This is a genomic window from Saccharothrix stipae, assembly GCF_054781895.1.
The window spans coordinates 159,481-180,340 of the sequence record NZ_BAAGTN010000025.1 but is presented as its reverse complement, the minus strand read 5'-3'; the positions used below and the strand labels follow the sequence as shown (position 1 = coordinate 180,340).

Sequence of the window (20,860 nt, the reverse complement as noted above, 5' to 3'; positions counted from 1 at the left end):
GTCCCCGGTCTGGTCGACGTGCACGTGCACTTCATGCCGCAGCGCGTGCTGGACAAGGTGTGGGCGTTCTTCGACGAGGCGTCCCGGCACTACGGCGTCGACTGGTCGATCCGGTACCGGCTGCCCGAGGCCGAGCGGCTGGCCGCGCTGCGGTCGTTCGGGGTGGTCGCGTTCGCGCCCCTGGTGTACCCGCACAAGCCGGGCATGGGCGAGTGGCTGACCGACTGGGCGCTGGACTTCGGCTCGCGGGTGGACGGCGCCGTGCCGACCGCGACGCTGTACCCGGAGCCGGGCGTCGAGGTGTACGTGTCGCGGGCGTTGGCGGCGGGCGCGCGGTGCTTCAAGGCGCACGTGCAGGTCGGCGGCTACGACCCGCGTGCGCTGGACGGCGCGTGGGGCCTGTTGGCCGAGGCACGGGTGCCCGTGGTCGTGCACTGCGGGCACGGGCCGGTGCCGGGCGCGCACACGGGGCTGGACGTGTTCGAGGACGTGCTGCGCGGGCACCCGTCGCTGGTGGCGGTGCTGGCGCACGCCGGGATGCCGGACTACCTCGGCGCGCTGGACCTGGTCGACCGGTACGCCGGGGTGCACCTGGACACCACGATGGTGGGCGTGCCATTCACCGAGGCGCGGGCGGCGCTGCCACGGGACTGGGCGGCCCGGCTGGTCGACGTGTCCGATCGGGTGGTGCTCGGCTCGGACTTCCCCAACATCCCGTACGACTACTCCGTGCAGCTGGACGCGATCGAGAGCTGGGCGGCGGCCGACGACCGCCTCGGCGAGCCGTTCCTGCGGGCCGTGCTGCACGACAACGGCGCCAGGCTGCTCGGCATCAGCCCAGGTTGAGGTAGGCGAGCACGGCGCGGACGCGGCGGTGCTCGTTGGTGCTCGGCTCCAGGCCGAGCTTGGCGAAGATGTTGCCGACGTGCTTCTCCACCGCGCCGTCGGACACGACCAGCGAGGCCGCGATGGCGGCGTTCGACAGGCCCTCCGCCATCAGGCCGAGCACCTCCCGTTCCCGCTGGGTGAGCGAGTCGACCGGGTTGCGCTTGGACCGGACCATCAGCTGCGTGATGACCTCGTGGTCGATGCTCGTGCCGCCGTCGGCGACCCGGCGCACCGCGGCCACGAACTCCGACACGTCGGCCACCCGCTCCTTGAGCAGGTAGCCGACGCCGTTCGCGCCACCCGCGAGCAGCTCCACCGCGTACCGCTCCTCCACGTACTGCGAGAGCACCAGCACCGGCAGGTTCGGGATGCGCTTGCGCGCCTCGATCGCGGCCCGCAGGCCCTCGTCGGTGAACGTCGGCGGCATCCGCACGTCCACCAGGGCCAGGTCGGGGCGGTGTTCCTCGATCGCGGCGAGCAGGGCGTCCCCGTCCTCCACCGCCGCGACCGTCTCGATGCCCTCGTCGGCCAACAGGCGTTCGACACCCACTCGCAGGAGGACCGAGTCCTCCGCGATCACCACGCGCACGGCAGCTCCGTCCGGATCACGGTCGGCCCGCCGATCGGGCTCACCACGACGATCACGCCGTCAATCGTCGCAGCCCGGTCCGCGAGGCCCGCGAGGCCACCACCCGGGCGCACCTCCGCGCCGCCGCGGCCGTCGTCGGTGACCTCCACGACCACCGAGTTCTCGGTGCGGGACACCCGCACGTGCGCCCGGGTCGCGCCGGAGTGCTTGGCGACGTTCGTCAGGGTCTCGGCGACGGTGAAGTACGCGGTGCTCTCCACCGCCGTCGGCGGGCGCGGCTCGACGTCCACCTCCACCTCGACCGGGATGGGGGAACGCGCGGCCAGCGAGGACAGGGCCGCGTCCAGGCCGCGGTCGCCCAGCACCGACGGGTAGATGCCGCGGGCCAGGTCGCGCAGTTCGGAGATGGCGAGCTTGGCGTCGGCGTGCGCCTCGGCGATGAGCTCGCGGGCGCCGTCCGGGTCGGTCTCCATCTTGCTGCGCGCCCGGCCCAGGCCCATGGCCACCGCCACCAGCCGCTGCTGCGCGCCGTCGTGCAGGTCGCGTTCGATGCGCCTGCGCTCCGCCTCGGCCGCCTCCACGCCGCGGGCCCGGCTGGCGGACAGCTGCTCCGCCTTGGCGGACAGCACGCCGTAGCGCGACGGGCCGAGCATGGCCCGGGCGAGCACCACGTGGGCCTGGCCGAGGGCCTTGAGCAGCCGGTACGCGAGGACGCCGAGCAGCAGGCCCAGCACGCTCACCGGCAGCGCCTTGACGAACGAGTCGATCAGCCACACGTTGCCCTCGCTGAACGTGACCTCCCAGGTCATCGGGAGCCAGTGCAGGTAGAGCGGCAGGAACACGGTGCCCGCGACGGCCGACCACAGCGCCACGGTCAGCGAGAACTCGACCGCGCCCAGCGGCAGCATGACCAGCCAGTAGGAGACGTCGCGCCACGTCGCCGGGTCCTTCGCGATGGTCTTCGCGCGGGCGGTGGCGCCCTCGGGCAGCGGTCGGTACGGGCGGGGGATGTCGACACCCAGGGCCACCCGCAGCCACGCCCGTTCGGCGGTCGCCGCGCCGCGGGCCAGGACGAGGGTGAGCACGCCCAGCGGCACGCCCACCCAGACCACGGCGGTGCCGATGCTCACCGCGCCCAGGGTCACGAGCAGGACGAACCAGAAGAGCCCGGTGACCAGGTTCAGCAGGAAGTACCCGCTGATCCGGCCGATGCCCGGGTTGACGCGCGTCACCATGTTCCCCACCTTCACGCCCGATGTACCCGACCAGCATCGCCCGATCGTGTGGCCTGGACCATCAGGTACGCCGGTCGGCGAGGGGTGGGGACAGCCCTACCAACCTAACGGGAATGACCACGGGTGCGCGGGGCGTTATGCTGTGCGGGTTGGCTCGAAAGACCCACGACACGGGGGTGAACGGTTTCGACTTTGTGCGTTGATTCAAGGGAAGCGTGCCGGTGCAGGCGAGAGACCACCGCAAGCGTCATCGCAAACCAATAAGCGCCGAGTCTAACGACCAGCGCGCGTTCGCCCTCGCCGCCTGAGGCTAGGAGCGACGCTGTCGGCCCGGGGGCGCCTCCGCTCCGGTCGCCGGCATCAGCTAGGAGGCTCACCTCCGTTCCCGGCCACGGGGAACGGTGGGGACACCCACAGTGGCTGGGCTCATCACGGTGACTTGTCCGCGTGATCATCGGGGCCGAGTAGAGATTTAGCGGACTGCGCACGGAGAAGCCTTGATGAAGCGGCAGAGGACCCGGGTTCGATTCCCGGCACCTCCACCACCACGACGGCCCCTTCCCCCGGGAAGGGGCCGTTTCGCGTCGTCAGCGGATGGCGGTGGCGATGAGGGAGCCGCCCAGGCCGGGGAACGCCCGGGCCAGGGTCCGTGACGACAGCGTGCGGCGGGCGGTGCGCCAGAGGACGTGGTTGGAGGCGAGTCCAACCACGGTGAAGCCCTCCTTGCGCAGTGCGCCCACCAGCGCGCCGCGGGTGAACGGGCGGATGTGCAGGCGCAGGTACTCGTGGTAGGTGTCGACCTGGCGCGGTGAGCGGCCTGACAGGAAGCGCAGCCGGTCCTGGGCGGTGGCCAGGTTCGGTGTCGTGACGACGAGGACGCCACCGGGGCGCAGGACCCGGTGGCACTCCCGCAGCAGGGCCTGTGGCTCGAAGAGGTGCTCGACCAGTTCGCCGAGCAGCACGCCGTCCACCGAGCCCGAGCGCAGCGGCAGGTCGGCGGTGGCGTCGAGCCGCACGGCGTGGACCGACTCGGGTGACGCCACCAGCGCGTCGTGGTCGAAGTCGGCGGCGACGGCCGTGCAGCCCCGGGCGTCCAGGGCCGCGCAAGCCTCGCCGCTGCCCGCGCCGATGTCGACCACCACGGGACGCCTGGCCGCGTCACCCCCGGCCAGTCGCCCGGCCAGCGCCTCGACCGCGAGCGCCGACCTGACCCGGTGGTAGGGCGTGCCGAGGTAGGAGGACACGACGTGCCCGCCGCCGTAGCGGTTCAGGTTCTGCGCTCGCGCGATGTCGGCCGCGTCGCCCATCCCAGCCTCCTCACCGGGTCCCGTCGACCCTCAGCCCAGCACTTCCTCGTCGGTGAAGTCGAACGACGGCGAGCAGATGATGAGGATCCTGGCCTTGTCACCCACCAACCGGTGCGGCTCGCCGGGGCGCACCAGCACGGCTCCCCCGTCGGCCACGGTCCGCGTCTGCCCGGAGACGGTGAACTCCACCGAGCCGCGCTCGACGTAGTAGACCTTCGTGGAGCGGCGGTTCACCCGCAGCGAGTGCGGTCCGTCGAGTTCCGCGGCCACCAGGTCGACCACGCCTTCCTGTAGTTCCGTTCATCGGTCAACAGCGGCCAGCCGGTCGAGCAGGGCCTCCAGCTCGGCGATCTCGGGCCACGAGCCGCACGTCGGGTCGTGGCGGAACTGGCCGAGAGATCGCATAGGTGAAACGGCCCGTGCCTTATACCCGGCGGTTAGCGGCGGGCCGGGTGCGCGGTCATCGGGTCCTCCGGCCAGCGGTGCTTGGGGTAGCGGCCCCGCAGTTCCGACCTGACCCGCGGGTACCCCGTCCGCCAGAACGACGCCAGGTCGCCGGTCACCGCGGTCGGCCGACCCGCGGGGGAGAGCAGGTGCAGGACGATCGGCACGCGTCCGTCGGCCAGCCGGGGCGTCCCGGTCCAGCCGAACACCTCCTGCACCTTCACCGGCAGCACCGGGTCGTGCCCCGAGTAGTCGACCCGGATGCGTGAACCCGAAGGCACCTCCAGCCGGTCCGGGGCGAGGTCGTCGAACCGCGCGGCCGCGGGCCAGGGCAGGAGTCGGCGCACGACCTGCTCGCCGCTGATGCGGGCCAGGTCCGCCTTGCGCCGCGCGTCGCCCACGTCCACCACTTCGAGCAGCGCCTCGTCGTCCACCGACGGCCACGGGTCGCCGATCACGCGGTGCAGGAACGCCATCCGCTCCCGCGTGCGCAACCCGTCGGCGTCCCACCGCAACAGCCCGAAGCCCTCCGTGCGCAGGCCTTCGAGCAGCGCGCTCCGGATCGCCTCGCGGTCGTGCAACGGCTTGCTGGACAACGTGATCGCGCCCAGCTTGCGCAGCCGGTTCGCCACCACGTCACCGTCCCACCGCACGTCGTCCTCCCACGACAGCAGGGACGACGCGGCCGTCACGGCGAGCTCTTCGTCGGCACGTGCGGCCAGCCGGATGCGACCGTGCGCGCGGCCCGCCTCGCGGTCGGCGATGGCCACGGCCAGCCACTCGGAGTCGGCCAACCCGCTGCCCGGCGGCAGCTCCACCGCCGTGCCGCCGGCCATCAGGTACACCGGCGAACCGGGGGAACGCCTGCGCGCCAACCGTTCCGGGTAGGCGAGGGCGACGACCAACGCCGAATCGCCCGAGCCCGTGCCTGTTCCCTCGACCATCGCGGCCAGTCGGCGGACCTCGCGCGGGTCCGCGTCACGGGTCGACAGCTCGACCCCGGAGTTCGCCCGGTCGTCGTCCAGCAACGCCACCACCTCGGCGGCCTTGCGCGCGCCCACGGCCGCCGCACCGTCCAACAACGCCCGCGCCGCCCGGGGGTGCAGGCCGAGGTCGGCCATCCGGCGGCCCCGGTCGGTGGCGCCGTTGGAGTCCAACGCGCCGAGCGCGCGCAGCACCGAACGACCGGCGTCCAGGGCGCCCTGCGGTGGCGCGTCCCACCAGCCGAGGCCCTCCCCGTCCGGCACGCCCCAGCAGGCCAGCTCCAACGCCAGCCGGGTCAGGTCGGCGGTGCGGATCTCCGGCTCCGGGTAGCGCGGCAACGTGCTGTGCTCGTGCGCGGGCCAGCAGCGGTAGACCCGGCCCGGCGCCTCACGCCCGGCGCGGCCCGCGCGCTGGTCGGCCACCGCCGCGCTGACCCGGACCGTGGCCAGGCCGGACAACCCCCGCCGGTGGTCGACCCGCGGCACCCGGGACAACCCGGAGTCCACCACCGCCCGCACGCCCGGCACGGTCAGGCTGGACTCGGCGATCGCGGTGGCCAGCACGACCCGTCGCCGGGCACCGGGGCGCAACGCGTCGTCCTGCGCGGTGGTGGCGAGGCGGCCGTGCAGCGGCAGCACGTCCACGTCGTCGCCGATCAGCGCCGCGCACCGGCGGATCTCCGCCACACCCGGCAGGAACGCCAGCACGTCGCCGTCCACCTCGGACAACGCCCGGCGGACGGCCCGGGCGACGGTGGCCTCGACCCGTTCGCCGCGCGCCGGCGGGGTGTGCGCGACGTCCAGCGGGAACGTCCGGGCCTCCACCCGGATCACCGGCGCGTCACCCAGGAGCTGTGCCAACCGGTCGGCCGCCACGGTCGCGGACGTGGCCAGCAGCCGCAGGTCGGGCCGCAGCCCCGCGCGGGCGTCGAGCAGCAGCGCCAGCAGCAGGTCCGCGTCCAGATGCCGTTCGTGGCACTCGTCCAGCAGCACCGTGCCGACGCCCGCGAGCTCCGGGTCGTGCTGCAACCGCCGCACCAGCAGGCCCGAGGTGACCACCTCGATGCGGGTGTCGCGGGACGTCTTGCGGTCGCCGCGCACCGAGTAGCCCACGGTCTGGCCGACCGGTTCGCCGAGCAGGCTCGCCATCCGCGCGGCGGCGGCACGGGCGGCCAGGCGACGGGGTTCGGCCACGACCACGCGACCGTCCAACGCCAGCGGCACCAACGTCGTCTTGCCCGTGCCGGGCGGCGCGACCAGCACCGCCGAGCCGTGCGCGGTCAACGTGCCCGCGATCTCGCCGAGCAGCGGGCGGATCGGCAGGTTCGGCAACTCCACGGCCCCAGTGTTGTGCCACTGTGGACCCATGGGGAAATGGGGTGTCCTCGGCGCGGCGGTGACCGTGGCCCGCGCGGCCGTGGCGATCAAGGTCTGGCAAGAGGTCAAGCGACTGCCCGCGACGCAGGCCGACGCCGGTCCCGTCACCGTCGTCGTGCCCGCGCGCAACGAGGAGCGCGCCATCGACCGCTGTCTCACCGGCCTGCGCGGACAGGACTACGCGGACCTGCGGATCGTGGTGGTGGACGACGCGTCGACCGACCGCACCGCCGAGATCGTGCGGCGGCACGCCGCGCAGGACCCGCGGGTGCGGCTGGTGAGCAGCTCCGGGCCGCCGTCGGGGTGGGCGGGCAAGGTGCACGCGCTGCACGTGGGCACCGCCGACGCCGACACCGACTGGCTGCTGTTCGTGGACGCCGACACCGAGGCCGCGCCCGACCTGGTCGGCAGGCTGCTCGCGGGCGCGCGGCGCGACGACGTCGACCTGGTCTCCACCGCCGGGCGCGCCACCGGGCCGAGCGCCGGGTGGTGGCTGCTGCTGCCGCCGGTGAACCAGCTGCTGTTCGAGACGACCACGGTGGACGGGCGGCGCGGCATGGCGTTGGCCGTCGGGCACTGCATCCTGGTCCGCCGGTCGCGGTACGAGCAGGCGGGCGGTTGGGCCGCGATCGCCGGGTCGCGCGCGGACGACGTGGGCTTCGCCACCCTGGTCCGCGACTCCGGCGGCCGGACGCGGTACGTGGACGGGTCGGACTCGCTGACCACGTCCGGGCTGGACACGTTCGGCGACACGTGGGTCTCGATGCGCAAGAGCATGGTCGCCGGCACGTCCATGTACGCGAGGGGACCGGCCAGCGCGTTCCTGTCCCTCGGGTCGACCGGGCTCGCGCACATCGCGTACGGGGTCGTGCCGGTGGTGACGGCGTTGCGCGGGTCCAGGCCGGGGGTGCTGGCGTGGCTGGCGCAGTCCGCCGCCGAGTGGATCTACCTGAAGCGGACCGGGCAGCCGCGGGCCGCGGCCGTGCTCGCGCCGCTGGCCTACGTCACGTTCGGCGCGATGTCGCTGGAGGCGGCGTGGCGGGCGCTGCGCGGCACGACGAAGTGGAAGGACCGGGACGTGCAAGGCTGAGACCGTGGTTGACCCGCTGCGCGACCCCGACGACCCCGAGCTGCTCGACCCGTACCGGGCCCGCGAGCTGGCCGGGCTGGTGGAGGCCGTCCGGCTGGCCGCCGGCGCCGTCCGGTACGGCAAGGTCGGTCGCGTCGGCGTGGCCCAGGTCGTGGTGAACCGGGACAACCCGCTGCCCGGCGGCAACCACGCGTGCGCGGTGTACGGGTCGTCGGCCGAGGTCGCGGGCACGCTGATGCGGTTGGAGCAGACGTTCGCCGACGTGGGGCGGGCCGAGGCCGTGCTGTACGCGTCGCCGACCACGGTGGCCGAGATCGAGGGCATCGCCGACGACACCGGGTGGCACGCGGTGGAGGAGTCGTTGGCCGTCGTGCACCGGGGTGAGGCGCGGCGGTCGCCGCTCGTGCGGCCGGCGCGTGACACGGACCTCGAAGGCATCGCCGAACTCCTGGCCGACGACCTGGGCGTGGACGGGCCGCGGCTGCTGCGGCACCTCGGGCAGCGGCTGGACGACCCGCGGTGCGCGTTCGTGGTGGTGGACGACGGTGGCCCGGCGGGCGGTGACCGGATCGGCGGGTTCGCGTCCGGGTTCGGCGAGCGCCGGGTCGGGTTGGTCGAGCACGCGGTGGTGCGGCCGGCCCGTCGGCGGCGAGGGCTGGGCCGGGCGTTGGTCGAGGGCGTGGTCGCGGAGCTGCGGGAGGCGGGGGCGATGCTGGTGGCGTCGCACGTGGCCGAGGGCGGCGCGGGGGAGCGGTTCGTCGAGGCGTGCGGCTTCGACGTCTGCTACCCGGTGACCGCCTATGCGCGCAGGGTCGACGAGCTGCTCGATTGAGTAATTAGTTGCCGCACCGCATATCCTTAGCACAGCTAACGGAGGACGGAAGGGGCGCACAGTGCTGGGGACCGGGTCCGACGCGCAGGTCAAGCCCCGGCTACCCGGCGAGGTGTGGGTCCTCGTCGTGGCGAGCTTCATCATCGCCCTCGGGTTCGGCATCGTGGCACCCGTCCTGCCCGCCTACGCCAAGAGCTTCGACGTCGGCACGTTCGCCGTGTCCGCGGTGGTGAGCTCGTTCGCGCTGGTCAGACTCCTGTTCGCGCCCGTGAGCGGCCGACTGGTCAACCGGTTCGGCGAGACGTGGGTCTACATCGTCGGCATCCTGATCGTCGCGGTGGGCACCGGCGCGTGCGGCTTCGCCACCGCGTACTGGCAGCTCATCGTGTTCCGGTCGTTCGCGGGCATCGGCTCGACCATGTTCACCGTGGCCGCCGTCGGCCTGCTGATCCGCATCACGCCCGCCCCGATGCGCGGCCGGGCGTCCGGGCTGTGGGCGACCGGGTTCCTGCTCGGCAACATCGGCGGCCCGATCGTCGGCGCGGCGCTCGTGGAGATCTCCATCCAGGTGCCGTTCGTGACGTACGCGGGGGCGTTGGTGCTGGCCGCGCTCGTCGTGTGGTGGTACTTGCGCCGGTCCACGCTCGCCGCGTTGGACAACTCGACCGAGCAGGTGACGATGCCGGTGCGCGCGGCCGTGCGGCTGTCGGCGTACCGGGCGGCGCTGGCCTCCGGGTTCGCCAACGGCTGGGCGGTGTTCGGCGTGCGGATCTCGTTGGTGCCGCTGTTCGTGGTGGAGGCGCTGCACAGCACGCCCGCCATCGCGGGCATCTCGCTGTCGGTGTTCGCCGCGGGCAACGCCGCCGTGCTGATGATCTCCGGCAAGCTGTCCGACAGCATCGGCCGCAAGCCGGTGGCGATCGCGGGGCTCGCGGTGTCCGCGATCGGCACGGTGTGGCTCGGGTTCAGCGTCGGCGTGCCGATGTTCATGGTCGCGTCCCTGGTCGCGGGCATCGGCGCAGGCTTGCTCAACCCGCCGCAGAACGCCGTCGTGGCCGACGTGATCGGCACCAAGGCCAAGGGCGGGCCGGTGCTGGCCGCGTTCCAGATGGTCGCCGACTGCGGCGCCATCGTCGGACCGCTGCTCGCCGGCGTGCTGGTCGACCAGTTCTCGTACCAGGCGGCGTTCACCCTGACGGGTGCGATGGCCGCGGTGGCGCTGGTGTTCTGGCTCTTCGCACCCGAGACCCTGCCGCGGGAGGAGGAGACGCACGTCGCGTCCGAGGTGGCCGGTGAGTCCGGGTGCCTGGACGAGGGGCCCGAGGTGCCCGTCGGCGAGCGCGTGGCGGGCCGTCCGCGTCAACCGGACGCGTGAGCGCTCAGGTTCCACTCAGCATCCCTCGGTAGCCTGCGGGCGGGTTTCGACCGGGAGGGCAGTGCGGTGGGTGGCGCGGAGCGCAACGCTCGGAAGAAGAAGCAGCAGCAGCGGGCGACCAAGGCGGTGGTCTCGGCGCGTGGTGCGTCGAGCGACCGGACCAAGGTCATCATCGGCGTCGTGGTCGTCGCCGTGCTCGCGGTGGCCGTGATCGGCGGCGTCATCCTGAGCCGGTCGGGTGGTGACGACACGTCGTTGGCCGAACCGCCCGCCGTCACCGGCATCTCCGCGTCGATCGTCCGCGAGGGTGGCGCGGTCGTGGTCGGCAAGGACGACGCGAAGGTCACCATCGACCTGTACGAGGACTTCCTCTGCCCCGCGTGCGGCGCCTTCAAGAAGACCTACGGCGACCAGGTCAAGCAGGAGATCGAGGCCGGCAACCTCCGGGTGCGCTACCACACCCTGCCGTTCTTGATCAAGTACTCGTCGCCGGAGGGCTACTCCCGTGACTCGGCCAACGCGGCGCTGTGCGCGGCGGACGAGGGCAAGTTCTGGGAGTACCACGAGGCGTTGTTCGCCAGGCAGCCCGAGGAGGGTGGTCCGGGGCACACCAAGGAGGAGCTGGTGAAGCTCGGCACCGACCTCGGCATCACCGGTGAGGCGTTCAAGCAGTGCGTGGACAGCGGTGCGCACGAGAAGGACGCGCAGACCGGGTTGGACGCGGTGAAGGCGACCGGCAAGTTCAAAGGCACCCCCACCGTGATGAAGGACGGCCAGACCATCGACTGGGACGACCGGAACTGGTTGACCAACCTGCTCAAGTAGCCCGGCCGGACCCTCGTCGAGCAGCCCCGACGCGGTAGGGGGACCCCCGATTTCGTCCCCGAGGGGGCGGTGTTGTACGGTATTGCCACACGAGAACGGCGGCCCCAACCGCCGGGAAACGTGCAGGCACGGGGCTGTGGCGCAGCTGGTAGCGCATCACACTGGCAGTGTGAGGGTCAGGGGTTCGAGTCCCCTCAGCTCCACAATCGAATACAGCATACGAATCGCCCGCTGACCTGCGGTAATGCAGGTGGCGGGCGATCTTGTTTTTGCGTCCACTGTGGACTGTGGCTGCCGGTCTGGAGCAAATCTGGAGCAGGCGGTCGCTCCGCACGAAATGTTGTCAGCGTTGTGCTCCAGGTCTTGGTGACCCGACTGGGTGGATCCGCCAAGGAACTCGCGGGTCGCCGTAGCCGCCGTCAATGTCCGACACGACGCCCCATAGCTCCCAGGGCGTTTCGGTACGACCGTCAGCGGGCATGTAGGGCCGTCGCTGCCCTAGCTGTATCGCCCCGTGAGGCTGGGAACGCGGCTGACCGGTGGTTGGCCCTTGAGTGCGGTGTGGCCGCGGTGGTGATTGTAGGTGTGCTGCCACTGCGGCAGCGCCGTGCGACGCTCGGCCTCGGACTCGTAGGCCTGGGCGTAGGCCCATTCGTCGAGCAGGGTGCGGTTGAACCGTTCGACCTTGCCGTTGGTCTGGGGCCGGTAGGGGCGGGTGCGTTTGTGGGTGATCCCGGCGGTGGCCAGGGTGTCGCGCCACAGGTGTGAGCGGTAGCACGAGCCGTTGTCGGTCAACACCCGCTTGACGGTGATCCCGTGGGCGTGGAAGAAGGCCTGTGCCCTGGTCCAGAACGCGACCGCCGTCTGCTTGGTCTCGTCGGGCAGGATCTCGGTGTAGGCCAGGCGGGAGTGGTCGTCCACGGCGTTGTGCAGGAAGCCGTAGTCGATCAGCGGGTTGCCGTGGGCGTTGCGCCTGGCCGTGGGGGTGCGTTGGCTGTTGCGTCCGCCGACCTGCCGGCCGTGGACGCGGTGGCCGCCGCCATCGGGGATGTTGCCGAGCTTCTTGATGTCGACGTGGACCAGGTCGCCGGGCGCGTCGTGTTCGTAGCGGCGGATCACGCGGCCGGTGGCGCGGTCCAGGTGCGCGAAGCGGGCCAGACCGTAGCGGACCAGCACCCGGTGCACCGTCGAGGCCACCAGCCCCAACAGGTCCGCGATGCGGGCCGGTCCCCACCGGCGCAGCACCCGCACCTTCACGATCCTCCGCTCGGTGCGGGTCGGGGTGCGGCGTGGAATGGTGCGGGGCCGCGAGGACCGGTCGGTCATGCCGGCCTCGCCCCCGTCGCGGTAGCGGTCGGCCCACCGCTTGGCCGTGGACACCGAGACCTGGAACCGTTCTGCGGCCTGCCGCAATGGCCACCGGTCCTCCACGACACACCGGGCCAGGCGCAGCCTGCCGGTCTCGGACAACGGGGCGTTACGGTGGGACATGAGGGCCTCCGTGGCTGGGTGTAGACGTCGCAATCCACACCGAACCCGGCGGCCCTCCCTCATTCCAAGATCATCGGACTACATGTCCCCACGTTCGCAACCTCTCCAGGCAGTACACCTAGCAGGTGTCGATCTGCTACCAGTCGAAGCATGTGGGGCGTTGCCGATTCGCCTGAACTCGTGGAGGAGCTAGCGGAGTAGGTTCAACGGCAGGGCGGCTCACCTACGCTGCGTTGTTCTGCACTAACTGTTATCACCGACTTGGCTGCTGAGGTGGGTCGCCGGGTCGTACCTCCTCTGGAGGCACCTGCTCGTGCTGGTCGCGAGACGACAGTGGTCGCCACGTATGAGGTGACCGGGTCGGTGAGCGCGCCGTGACGCCGCGTTACCGTCGACGGCGGCACGCCCAACCAGCGCGCCACGTCCGTATTGGACACCTCCTCGTCACACGCCAGCATGATCCGCGTCCGAAACGCCAAAGTCTGCGCGGTCGACCGACGACGCGTCCACGCCTCCAACGTCAGACGCTCGCCTCGGACAACACCAACTCGGATAACGCAGGTCCACGACAAGTTATCATAAAACCTGCAACGAATTAACGACTCGGGACACTAGGTAGTAAACTTGACCATCCCACATCGACAGGAATAAAATTTTGATTGCAACTTATCGACGTAGTCACTGCAAGTCTTGCAGTATACGCAGTCCCAGAGTTCCAGGACGAGATCGCCAAACCTGTCGGCTTCTGTATCGGCTATAGAGTTAGCGATTTCATTGTAGTGGGCGCCAAGCTGATTTCGAAGTGAAACGATGTGGTTGATCTCGGCGAAGTGTTTGCTGAGTTCTGGGCTTTTTTTGACTTTGCTGCTGACGGAATCCCAGAGTGTGCCAAGTGTATAGAGATCACCGCGGGCTCTGGTGACCGTTGTGGGAAGCGTCCATGAAAGTCGGTCGCAGATAGTTTCCAGGAGTAGCCCTGCGGTGCCCGCAACTGCTCGTGGGGTAGCTTGTCGAATAAGCTGACGTAGGTCGACCGATGCGTCGGACTGGCTGGTTGTGACAACCGGACCGCCCTCGAAGTTCCAAGATCGAATAACAATTTCCCGGTGCTGGACGCCGCCCTTGTGGAGCGCTTCGCGGACATGGTCCCGCCACAGTCGATCATGGCAGGTAATAATGAGCTGCCAGCTCTTCAGATCGGTGACGATGTGATGGAGTAAACGTCGGCGAATGGTGGCATCAACACTCTGGATGACGTCATCGAGGACCAGTACCTTAGCTTGTCCGCGTGCAGCGGATGCCTTCGCGACTTCCAGAAAGAAAAGTATTGCGAGAAGATCCTGAACGCCTTCACTGAAGATCTGCTCCGGTGTTGCGTGCACACCGTTGCGCAGGTGGACTTCCATTTGAAGTGAAAGCGCTCCGGCTCCTCCTACTTTAACGTTAACGCTCTCGATGAATGAGTATCCGGTCACCATGACGAGCGCCTCCGTCAGCGATGCGCCTACATCACCAAGCAGTTCTCCGAGCCGCTTTACCTGTCGAACGTGGTCCTGAAGCTTGGCGGCGGGTAACTGCTTGGCCAAGGTTCTGGACTCCGAGACCTCGCGCTCGATTTCACGGTAACGGTTGCGCTCAGCGACGTACTCGGTCGGCAGGCGGTGATGGATCTCTTGCCACTGTTTCTCCGAGGAACCGTTCATGTGTATCGTCTGAAGCATCTTGACGACGTACTCTAAACCCACACGAGGTGGGTGGCCGGCACGCCCGGCGAGGTCTTGAACAAATTGCTGACGCGTAATTTTAGCTGTTTTCGCTCGCTCGAGGATGGTTCGCGAATAGCCGTCCATGCTTTCTGCGACGAAATGGCCGACGAACAGTTGTCCGCGTTGACTGCCTGGTGTGCTGAGGAATCGGACGAGGTCTGTCCGCTGCAACGTCAGCGGGGACAGGGAGAATTCGAACGGAGTTTGGCTGCCGGATGCCTGCCACTGCCCGTTTACCTTCTTGACAGTTCGCTCCAAGCGGGTGCCGTCCGTTAATGTTACCGCGACGGTCGCCCAATCTCGCGGCATTGACAGGTTGATTAGGGTTAGACCCGAATCGGCCGATGCGAGCGGGAGACGTCCTACAGTTCCTTGACATGCGAGTTCGATGGCGTTTACCAGGGTCGACTTCCCGACGCCGTTGTCGCCGAAGATGACGATCGAACTGGGCTTGTTGTTGATTGTGAAGTCGAGTCCAATTGAGCCTGGGGCCGCGCGAAACCCTTCGAGTTCGACGCGCGACACCTTGAGGTTCGACGAGACGCCAACCGGCAAAGTGGGCGCTTTGCTCGCTGTAAAGGATCTTTCCTCTGCTGGATCAACGAAATCCGGGTACCGTCGGATCTGGCGAATCTGTGCGAAATGACCAAGCGCTTCGTCCCTGGTCATGCCGAATGAACCGCGCCAGTCTGACGCCGCTCCTGAATGCCGAATCTTTATGTAAATGGCCACTAGCTGGGTAAGCCATTCAGGGCGGTTGGGGTGGCTGTGATCGGTGATACGCAGAGTAGCTTCGACCAGGGCCAGTCGCACCTCAGGGGTGATGATCCTCTGCATTTGGAATTTGTTGAGGGCAAGGGCGAGTGTTAGCTCTTTTTCGCGCGCTGTAACTTCGCTGCTACGCATGACGTCGTGCACGAGAGCCAAGCGCTGTCGGTAAGATAGCTGTCCTTTGCGAAGCGACGCCAATGCTTCTCCTGGCGGAGTTGGCTCCTTGCGTATCTTGGCCCGAAAACTGGAGACCAAGCCGTTGCTGAGCGCAACGAACGGATCGTTTGCCCGCTGGCGTGGGGGTATACTCGGCCTCGCGGCTGATGACCTGACTCTTCTGTGTGACCCTGACACCTTAGCCAGGGTAGCGCACTACCGGCTTGAACGACGGTGACCGCTCCTTCGGCGAGTTTCAAGCCTCCCACGGTGCAGATAACCCAGCCGCTTCGGCTTCTGCGACGGGATGACCACGGCGGCGTGGCGTGAGCGGGACGCGCGGCCGGAGTCGTCTCCGGTGCTATGGTAGTCGCAGCGGTACCTTCGGCACGGTAGTCCGCATATTTGCGGGAGATAGTCTGGTGTTATTGCGTCGAAAGTGTCCACTTGCCTGCACCTCAAGCCGCTGGCCAGCGAGTTCACGGTCGCAAGGATGGTAACTGCGCACTTTCGTTTCAATAGTTCGCTGACGAAATCCGTACCATTCGGAGGTCGGTCTTCGGTAGTAAAGTGAATCGTGCTCGATGCGTGCAACCACTAAGGCAAGTTCGGCACTTATTACGTCAGGGTGCTCACTTCCAGCGCAGGTCCAGCACCTGGCTGAACTAATACTCCTGGGCACTACCGGCGCTGACAGCTCTGAGCTGGTCAGTGGCCTCCCGGGCGAGGTCTTCGGCTATCTTCAGTGCCGCCGTTAGGTGGTCGATATTTCCAGCGTCGTCTTGAATTGTGCGGCGACGTCCCCCAATCAGGCCACATACTCGGTCCTCCTGGACAGGGGCCTCATTCTGGCACCTGCTGGTACTTGAGCAGGATCGCTTGAAGGGCTGAGAATGGCGCTTGAGGGAAGATCGCGCACCGGCTACGCCATCCTGCGCCAGGTGCTGTCACCGACGCCGACGACGGCCTTGTCCCAGCGGTCTTGGAGGCACTGAAGCAGGCGGCTGGTGACTTCGGGGGCGACGTGGGAGTAGGTGCGTTGGACGGGGTCTTTGAAGATGTGGCCGAGTCGGAGTGATTGGGCGATTTCGGGGATGGTGTCGGCGATCATCCAGGTCTTGTGGCTGTGGCGCAGGCCGTGGAAGGTCAGGCCGGGCTTGACCGGCTGAAGGCGCAGGACGGCGCGGGGCTGGTTGAGGTTGCCGTCGGCGGCGGGGCGCATGGCGCGTTTGCTGAAGTTGCTGCGGCGCTGGAGTGCGCCTTCGGGGGTGGTGAAGACGTGCGGGTGGACGTGGTTGTCCAGGTGCGCCCGCAGGAGTCGGACGAGTGACGGGTTGAGGCTGATGGTGCGGGCGGAGGCGTCGGTCTTGGGCTGGCCGAGCCAGAGCTTGCCGCCGGCGGATTCGTGCAGGGCGCCGGTTTGGGGGTCGATGATGAGGAAGCCTGTGTCGTCGTCGAAGAGGTGGAGGTTGTGGCGTTGTAGGCCGGTCAGCTCGCCCCAGCGCGCGCCGGTCCAGCCCGCGGTGATGACGAGCACGGCTCCGACGGGTCCGTAGAAGGCGGCGACCTGGTCGGCGATGCGCAGCACCTCGGCGGGCTCGGCCCAGACCTTCTCGGGGATGCGGGCGGCGTGGTTGCGGCGGCCACGTCGTCGGGGCCGGATGGGGTTGGCGGTGATGAGCTTGTCCTCGGCGGCGTCGGTGAGGATCTGGGACAGCAGCTTGACGAACCCGGCGACGGTCACCGGTGACAGACGTCCGGCGCGCAGCTGCTTGGCCCATGCCTGAACCTTGAGGTTGGTGATGTCGGCCAGGGCGGTGTCGCCCCAATGGGGCGTGATGTGGTTGCGCACGATGCTGCGGTAGTTGTCTTCGGTGCGGGTATCGACGTCGAGGGCGTCCCACCAGTCGGTGAGCCACTCCTCCAGGGTCGTGCGACCGTCGGTGGGGTCGAGCCAGGTGCCGCGACGTTGGTCGGATTCGAGGTCGTTGGCGTGGTCCTGGGCGGCTTTCTCGCTCCTGAAACCGGGGATGGAGCCGATGGTGCCGTCGTCGCGGCGGAATCGGACGCGCCAGTGGTTGTTTCCCGACTGCTCCGCCCAGGCCATGTGTGCTGCTCCTTCGTTCGGCGGTGGTGTGGTGGTCACGGTGTGACAGGTGGATGAACGCTCCTGTGGCCGAGTAATGCAAGCGTTGTGGCACAAGAACTTTCGTCAGTTCCGAAAGGACTTGGTGCGCCTGGTCGGTGGTCGTGTGGAGCGTGCCGGGCGGGCACCCGCGTGGACGATCGAGGTCAGGTCGTCGGGGGAGAAGCGCAGGTGCTTGCCGAGGAAGGTGCACGGGATCTCCCGGCGTCCGGCTTTGCGGCGAAGCCACGACTCGCGGACGGCCAGCAGCGCCGCCGCTTCAGCGGGAGTGCGCAGCAAGCGGGAGGTGTCGGGATCTGGACGGGACACGAAGCCCTCCGGAGGCAGATGAGTGCGGTGGACACTCCAGAACTCCGAAATAAGGGCTGCCAGGGGACACGTGCCGACCGAATTTCTTGACGGCTTCCGCCGGACGGGTGACATGCTCACGCTGGGCGGACAGGTACCAATCTCTTACCCCAACCTGGTACCGCACCCTATAACCGCTGCTCAGCGCCTCAGTGAGGCAAGAGATGTCCGGTGACGTCGCCTCGCGCTGGCGCGGTCAGTTTCGATGTACAGGTCAGGCCGAGCCCCACCCGAGCCTCCGTCTACGCGTGTGTCGCCTGTCGCACGTCCGCCTGGCAGCGATACCCGCGACGGCCGGAACACGCCGCAGCGGCACCATCAGCGGCCAACATAACACCCGGTGGGACCAGTACACGAGCCATCGAGTCCTCCAGGGGCACATCGATGAGGCCCGCTGCACTTCCTCCGAACTCGAGATCAATTCCCACGGGACACGCATCCGCTGGCGTCCCGCGCCGCAGCCAGCCCCGATGTTGCTCATGTGCTTGCGGCCAAGCGAGTCTGGGATACCAGCGGAACCCCTTATAAGCCCCTTGACGTGCTCTTACCTTCGCCGCAGGGGGTGGCGTTCTAACAGGAACCCCAAGATGATCCCCAATGTGATCCCCCGTATGAACCCCCAACGGAAGTGACCGTACGGAGACCTGATCAAGGCTCGGAGGGTGGTGGGGTGTCCCAGATGTGGACTCTCGTGCCGGCCTTGAGCGGCTTGTCGGCCGGACCCTTGATATGGGCGGGCACGATCCGCTCCTCGTGCTCGCAGCCACCGTCGGCGTGGAGCCTGGAGTTGAGGCAGGTGTTGCGCCGGTAAGCGCGGACCGGCCACCGGCTACTCCACCGTGGCGCCTCGCGTTCGCCCGGAGCAGCGTTCCGGTGGCGGGCATGGACACGAACCAACCGGACAGTACCTGCATCCTCGACACCTGCGCGTTGATCCCGTTTGCGCCCGTGCCGGGAACGAGGAAGTTCCACAGAGAGGATGCCGTACTTGCCGGCCCACTGCGCCCGGCGGTCGGTCCAGTCCTGGCGGAGGTCGAAGTCGTCGGCCGCGAAGGTGGCGGTCAGCAACTCGAAGACGGTCAGGGTGACGCCGCCGGTGTTGACCTTCTCGAAGACCTGGCATACCGCCTGGCGAGGGGTGCTCTTGCCCAGTTCGATCACCGGCAGCTGGTACTGCTCGAACCGCTTGACCACGGCCTCGTGGAACTTGCTCCACAGGGCCAGGTTCTCGGACTGGTGCTCGGGCGAATGCTGGAAGAATCCCATCATCCACTGCATCGAGTTGAACACAGCGGTGCACGGGAACATGCGGTGCGTGAACTCCTGCTCCGGTGTGGACAGGTCCAACAGGGCCTGCCCACGGAAGTCCAGGCGGATCTTGGTCTCGGGGACGAAGACCACGGCCTCCTCGCGGTCACCGTCGCCGAGGAGAGCTTTCTCCATGTCGATGTAGAACCAGCCGCGAGTGCTGTTGCCGCGGACGTCGTGGGTCTCCACCGGGGCGTCGCGGAACAGGGATTGGTAGAGCGAGGTCAACCGCTGCTGCCCGTCCAGGATCAACCGGTCGGGCACGGCACTGGCGCGCGGCGCTCCCTCGACGGACCGGGTCTTGAAGCGGACGTCGCCACCCTGCTTCAACATCATCACGGTGCCCGCTGGGTAGCCCAGCGAGATGGAGGCGATCAAGCTCGCGATGTTGCGGTCGGGCCAGACCCAACCCCGCTGGAACTCTGGGAGCTGCGCCTCACCCTTGTCCACCTGGATGAGCAGGTCCTTCAGGAACTCCTTCTCGATACCGAAGGCCTCGACACCCATGTAGACCACTCCGTTCGCTGCGCTGTCGAGGGCTCTATCGCGCCATCGGGTTAAAAGGTTTCTTCAGACCTCGTACCATTTACATGAGGCTCAGTCATGTCTTTCGCGGTTGACGGACTACGCGAAGCAGCGCTACTGCTACGCCGGGACTATCGGTGATGGAACCGCTTACCATGCGCGGATGAGGGCGTCAGCGGCAGGCGGAGCGGTCTTCGCCGTCGAAGGGGGTGATCGTGGGTATCGAGCAGATGAGCCCGTATGAGCGTGCGGCTTGGGAGGACATCGAGCGCTGGCGTGACGAGCGGTTGGCAGCTGGCGAGCGTCACCTGTTGCCGCAGCGCGTTCGTGATCGCCTGGCCAAGGGGCGAAAGATCGCCAAGGGGCGGCTGGAGCAAGTGCCTGGCTCGGAGCAGATGGCCTCGATCGTCCACAACTCGGTCGACGGGTTGCTGAACTTGGTGAACAAGGCCAGCGAAGCGACGCTGCGACGCAAGGCGGTCGTCGCGGCCTATGCCAAGCGCGGGCACCCAGTCGGCGAGCTGAGCGACATCCACGAACTCGACCTGAGCGACATCGACAAGGTTAAGCCTCGTCTGGCTCTGGGCTACACGACCTTCAGCACGATCGAGGGCGCGGGTGCTGGCCTGGCGGTCTCCGGTGGTGAGTTGCTCGCGACAGCCGGCGGCATTCTCGGCGCGGGCGCCGGTGCAGCACCCGGTGCGGGCACGGTCGCCGCGGCGATGGCGGCCGACGCCGTGCTCGTGCTGGGTGCGATGACGAGGGCGATCGCCCACACCGCCGCGTACTACGGCTACGACACCGAGTTACCGCAGGAGAGGGTCTTCGCGCTCGGCGTCCTCAACTTCGGGATGGCCCAGCAGGCCGGTAAGAGCATCGCCTACGTCCAGTTGAACAAGATCGTGAACGACCTCGCCCGCAGAGCGACGTGGGCGCAGCTGAACAAGAACGGCGTCGCGAGGATCGTCAAAGCGTTCTACGAGCGATTCGCACTGCGGTTGACTAAGCAGAAGCTCGGACAGGCAGTGCCGGTCGTCGGCATCGCGATCGGCGCCGGGCTCAACGCCCGGCTGCTATCCAACCTGACCAGCGACGCCGAGCATCTTTACCGCGAGCGGTTCCTGCGCGAGAAGCACAACCTGAACACGGTCGATGTCACCGTGACCACGAAGGACGTCGACCTCGACCCGGTCGACGGCACCCTCCACATCACGGAGATCCTCGAGGAGGAGACCTCCGACAAGCGGCACACCCGACAGGACGACGACGGCTGACCCGGATTGGACGCAGAGCACTGCACGTCAGCACAGACCCACTCACCGGTCGCTTCACGTCGAAAGGGACATCGTCGTAGCGATCGAGATGGTTGACGGCGACGGTGCCACTCGACTCGCCCGGTAACAA

16 protein-coding genes, 1 tRNA gene and 1 other RNA gene are annotated in these 20,860 nt (G+C 68.4%); 8 read left to right on the top strand and 10 right to left on the bottom strand.

Going from position 1 to position 20,860, the window contains the following annotated elements; all coding sequences use genetic code 11:
• Positions 1–9: 9 nt before the first annotated feature.
• Entirely contained in the window at positions 10–846 is an 837-nt protein-coding gene (locus ACYVLT_RS37255; RefSeq protein WP_461124901.1) for an amidohydrolase family protein, read from the top strand.
• Here the strand turns inward: ACYVLT_RS37255 and ACYVLT_RS37250 are convergent.
• Both ACYVLT_RS37250 and ACYVLT_RS37245 read right to left on the bottom strand, forming a co-directional pair.
• Positions 833–1,477: a response regulator transcription factor gene (locus ACYVLT_RS37250; RefSeq protein ID WP_360461711.1), complete on the bottom strand. Its 645-nt coding sequence runs from the start codon at positions 1,475–1,477 to the stop codon at positions 833–835. The genes ACYVLT_RS37255 and ACYVLT_RS37250 overlap by 14 nt on opposite strands.
• Complete coding sequence (locus ACYVLT_RS37245; protein WP_461124866.1) at positions 1,465–2,712, bottom strand: sensor histidine kinase; 1,248 nt, start codon at positions 2,710–2,712, stop codon at positions 1,465–1,467. The genes ACYVLT_RS37250 and ACYVLT_RS37245 overlap by 13 nt, the downstream gene beginning before the upstream one ends.
• Positions 2,713–2,884: 172 nt before the next feature.
• Here ACYVLT_RS37245 and ssrA point away from each other — a divergent pair.
• Positions 2,885–3,257: a transfer-messenger RNA gene (ssrA, locus tag ACYVLT_RS37240) on the top strand.
• 42 nt (positions 3,258–3,299) lie between these two features.
• Here the strand turns inward: ssrA and ACYVLT_RS37235 are convergent.
• The 3 genes from ACYVLT_RS37235 to hrpB all read right to left on the bottom strand — a co-directional run bounded on the left by ACYVLT_RS37235 (position 3,300) and on the right by hrpB (position 6,814).
• Complete coding sequence (locus ACYVLT_RS37235; RefSeq protein WP_461124865.1) at positions 3,300–4,019, bottom strand: class I SAM-dependent methyltransferase; 720 nt, start codon at positions 4,017–4,019, stop codon at positions 3,300–3,302.
• Positions 4,020–4,049: 30 nt separating this feature from the next.
• Positions 4,050–4,301, bottom strand: a complete 252-nt coding sequence (locus tag ACYVLT_RS37230; protein ID WP_461124864.1) for a cupin domain-containing protein — start codon at positions 4,299–4,301, stop codon at positions 4,050–4,052.
• Between the two features lie 155 nt (positions 4,302–4,456).
• Positions 4,457–6,814 carry an ATP-dependent helicase HrpB gene (gene hrpB, locus ACYVLT_RS37225; RefSeq protein WP_461124863.1) on the bottom strand — a complete coding sequence of 786 codons (2,358 nt, stop codon included), beginning with the start codon at positions 6,812–6,814 and terminating at the stop codon, positions 4,457–4,459.
• Here hrpB and ACYVLT_RS37220 point away from each other — a divergent pair.
• From ACYVLT_RS37220 to ACYVLT_RS37200, 5 genes are all read left to right on the top strand, one after another.
• Positions 6,813–7,913 (top strand): glycosyltransferase, encoded by a 1,101-nt coding sequence (locus ACYVLT_RS37220; protein ID WP_461124862.1) that lies wholly within the window; start codon positions 6,813–6,815, stop codon positions 7,911–7,913. The two genes, hrpB and ACYVLT_RS37220, sit on opposite strands and share 2 nt — an antisense overlap.
• Positions 7,914–7,917: 4 nt before the next feature.
• Positions 7,918–8,745, top strand: a complete 828-nt coding sequence (locus tag ACYVLT_RS37215) for a GNAT family N-acetyltransferase (protein WP_461124861.1) — start codon at positions 7,918–7,920, stop codon at positions 8,743–8,745.
• Between the two features lie 61 nt (positions 8,746–8,806).
• The gene (locus ACYVLT_RS37210; RefSeq protein ID WP_461124860.1) at positions 8,807–10,120 is read left to right on the top strand and encodes an MFS transporter; all 1,314 of its coding nucleotides are present in this window, start codon (positions 8,807–8,809) and stop codon (positions 10,118–10,120) included.
• Positions 10,121–10,186: 66 nt separating this feature from the next.
• On the top strand, positions 10,187–10,945 hold the full coding sequence (locus tag ACYVLT_RS37205; protein WP_461124859.1) for a DsbA family protein: 759 nt from the start codon (positions 10,187–10,189) through the stop codon (positions 10,943–10,945).
• A 130-nt stretch (positions 10,946–11,075) separates the two neighbouring features.
• Positions 11,076–11,148: transfer RNA gene (locus tag ACYVLT_RS37200), tRNA-Ala, on the top strand.
• A gap of 295 nt (positions 11,149–11,443) precedes the next feature.
• Here the strand turns inward: ACYVLT_RS37200 and ACYVLT_RS37195 are convergent.
• From ACYVLT_RS37195 to ACYVLT_RS37175, 5 genes are all read right to left on the bottom strand, one after another.
• Complete coding sequence (locus ACYVLT_RS37195) at positions 11,444–12,436, bottom strand: IS481 family transposase (RefSeq protein ID WP_461124858.1); 993 nt, start codon at positions 12,434–12,436, stop codon at positions 11,444–11,446.
• A gap of 611 nt (positions 12,437–13,047) precedes the next feature.
• Complete coding sequence (locus ACYVLT_RS37190; protein ID WP_461124900.1) at positions 13,048–15,120, bottom strand: AAA family ATPase; 2,073 nt, start codon at positions 15,118–15,120, stop codon at positions 13,048–13,050.
• Positions 15,121–16,051: 931 nt separating this feature from the next.
• Positions 16,052–17,332: a tyrosine-type recombinase/integrase gene (locus tag ACYVLT_RS37185; protein WP_461124857.1), complete on the bottom strand. Its 1,281-nt coding sequence runs from the start codon at positions 17,330–17,332 to the stop codon at positions 16,052–16,054.
• A gap of 9 nt (positions 17,333–17,341) precedes the next feature.
• Positions 17,342–17,584 carry a helix-turn-helix domain-containing protein gene (locus tag ACYVLT_RS37180; protein WP_461124856.1) on the bottom strand — a complete coding sequence of 81 codons (243 nt, stop codon included), beginning with the start codon at positions 17,582–17,584 and terminating at the stop codon, positions 17,342–17,344.
• 687 nt (positions 17,585–18,271) lie between these two features.
• Positions 18,272–19,438 (bottom strand): DUF262 domain-containing protein, encoded by a 1,167-nt coding sequence (locus ACYVLT_RS37175; protein ID WP_461124855.1) that lies wholly within the window; start codon positions 19,436–19,438, stop codon positions 18,272–18,274.
• Positions 19,439–19,671: 233 nt separating this feature from the next.
• On the opposite strand from ACYVLT_RS37175, the gene ACYVLT_RS37170 reads away from it, so the two are divergent.
• Positions 19,672–20,730: an EcsC family protein gene (locus ACYVLT_RS37170; protein WP_461124854.1), complete on the top strand. Its 1,059-nt coding sequence runs from the start codon at positions 19,672–19,674 to the stop codon at positions 20,728–20,730.
• The last annotated feature ends 130 nt before the right edge of the window (positions 20,731–20,860 follow it).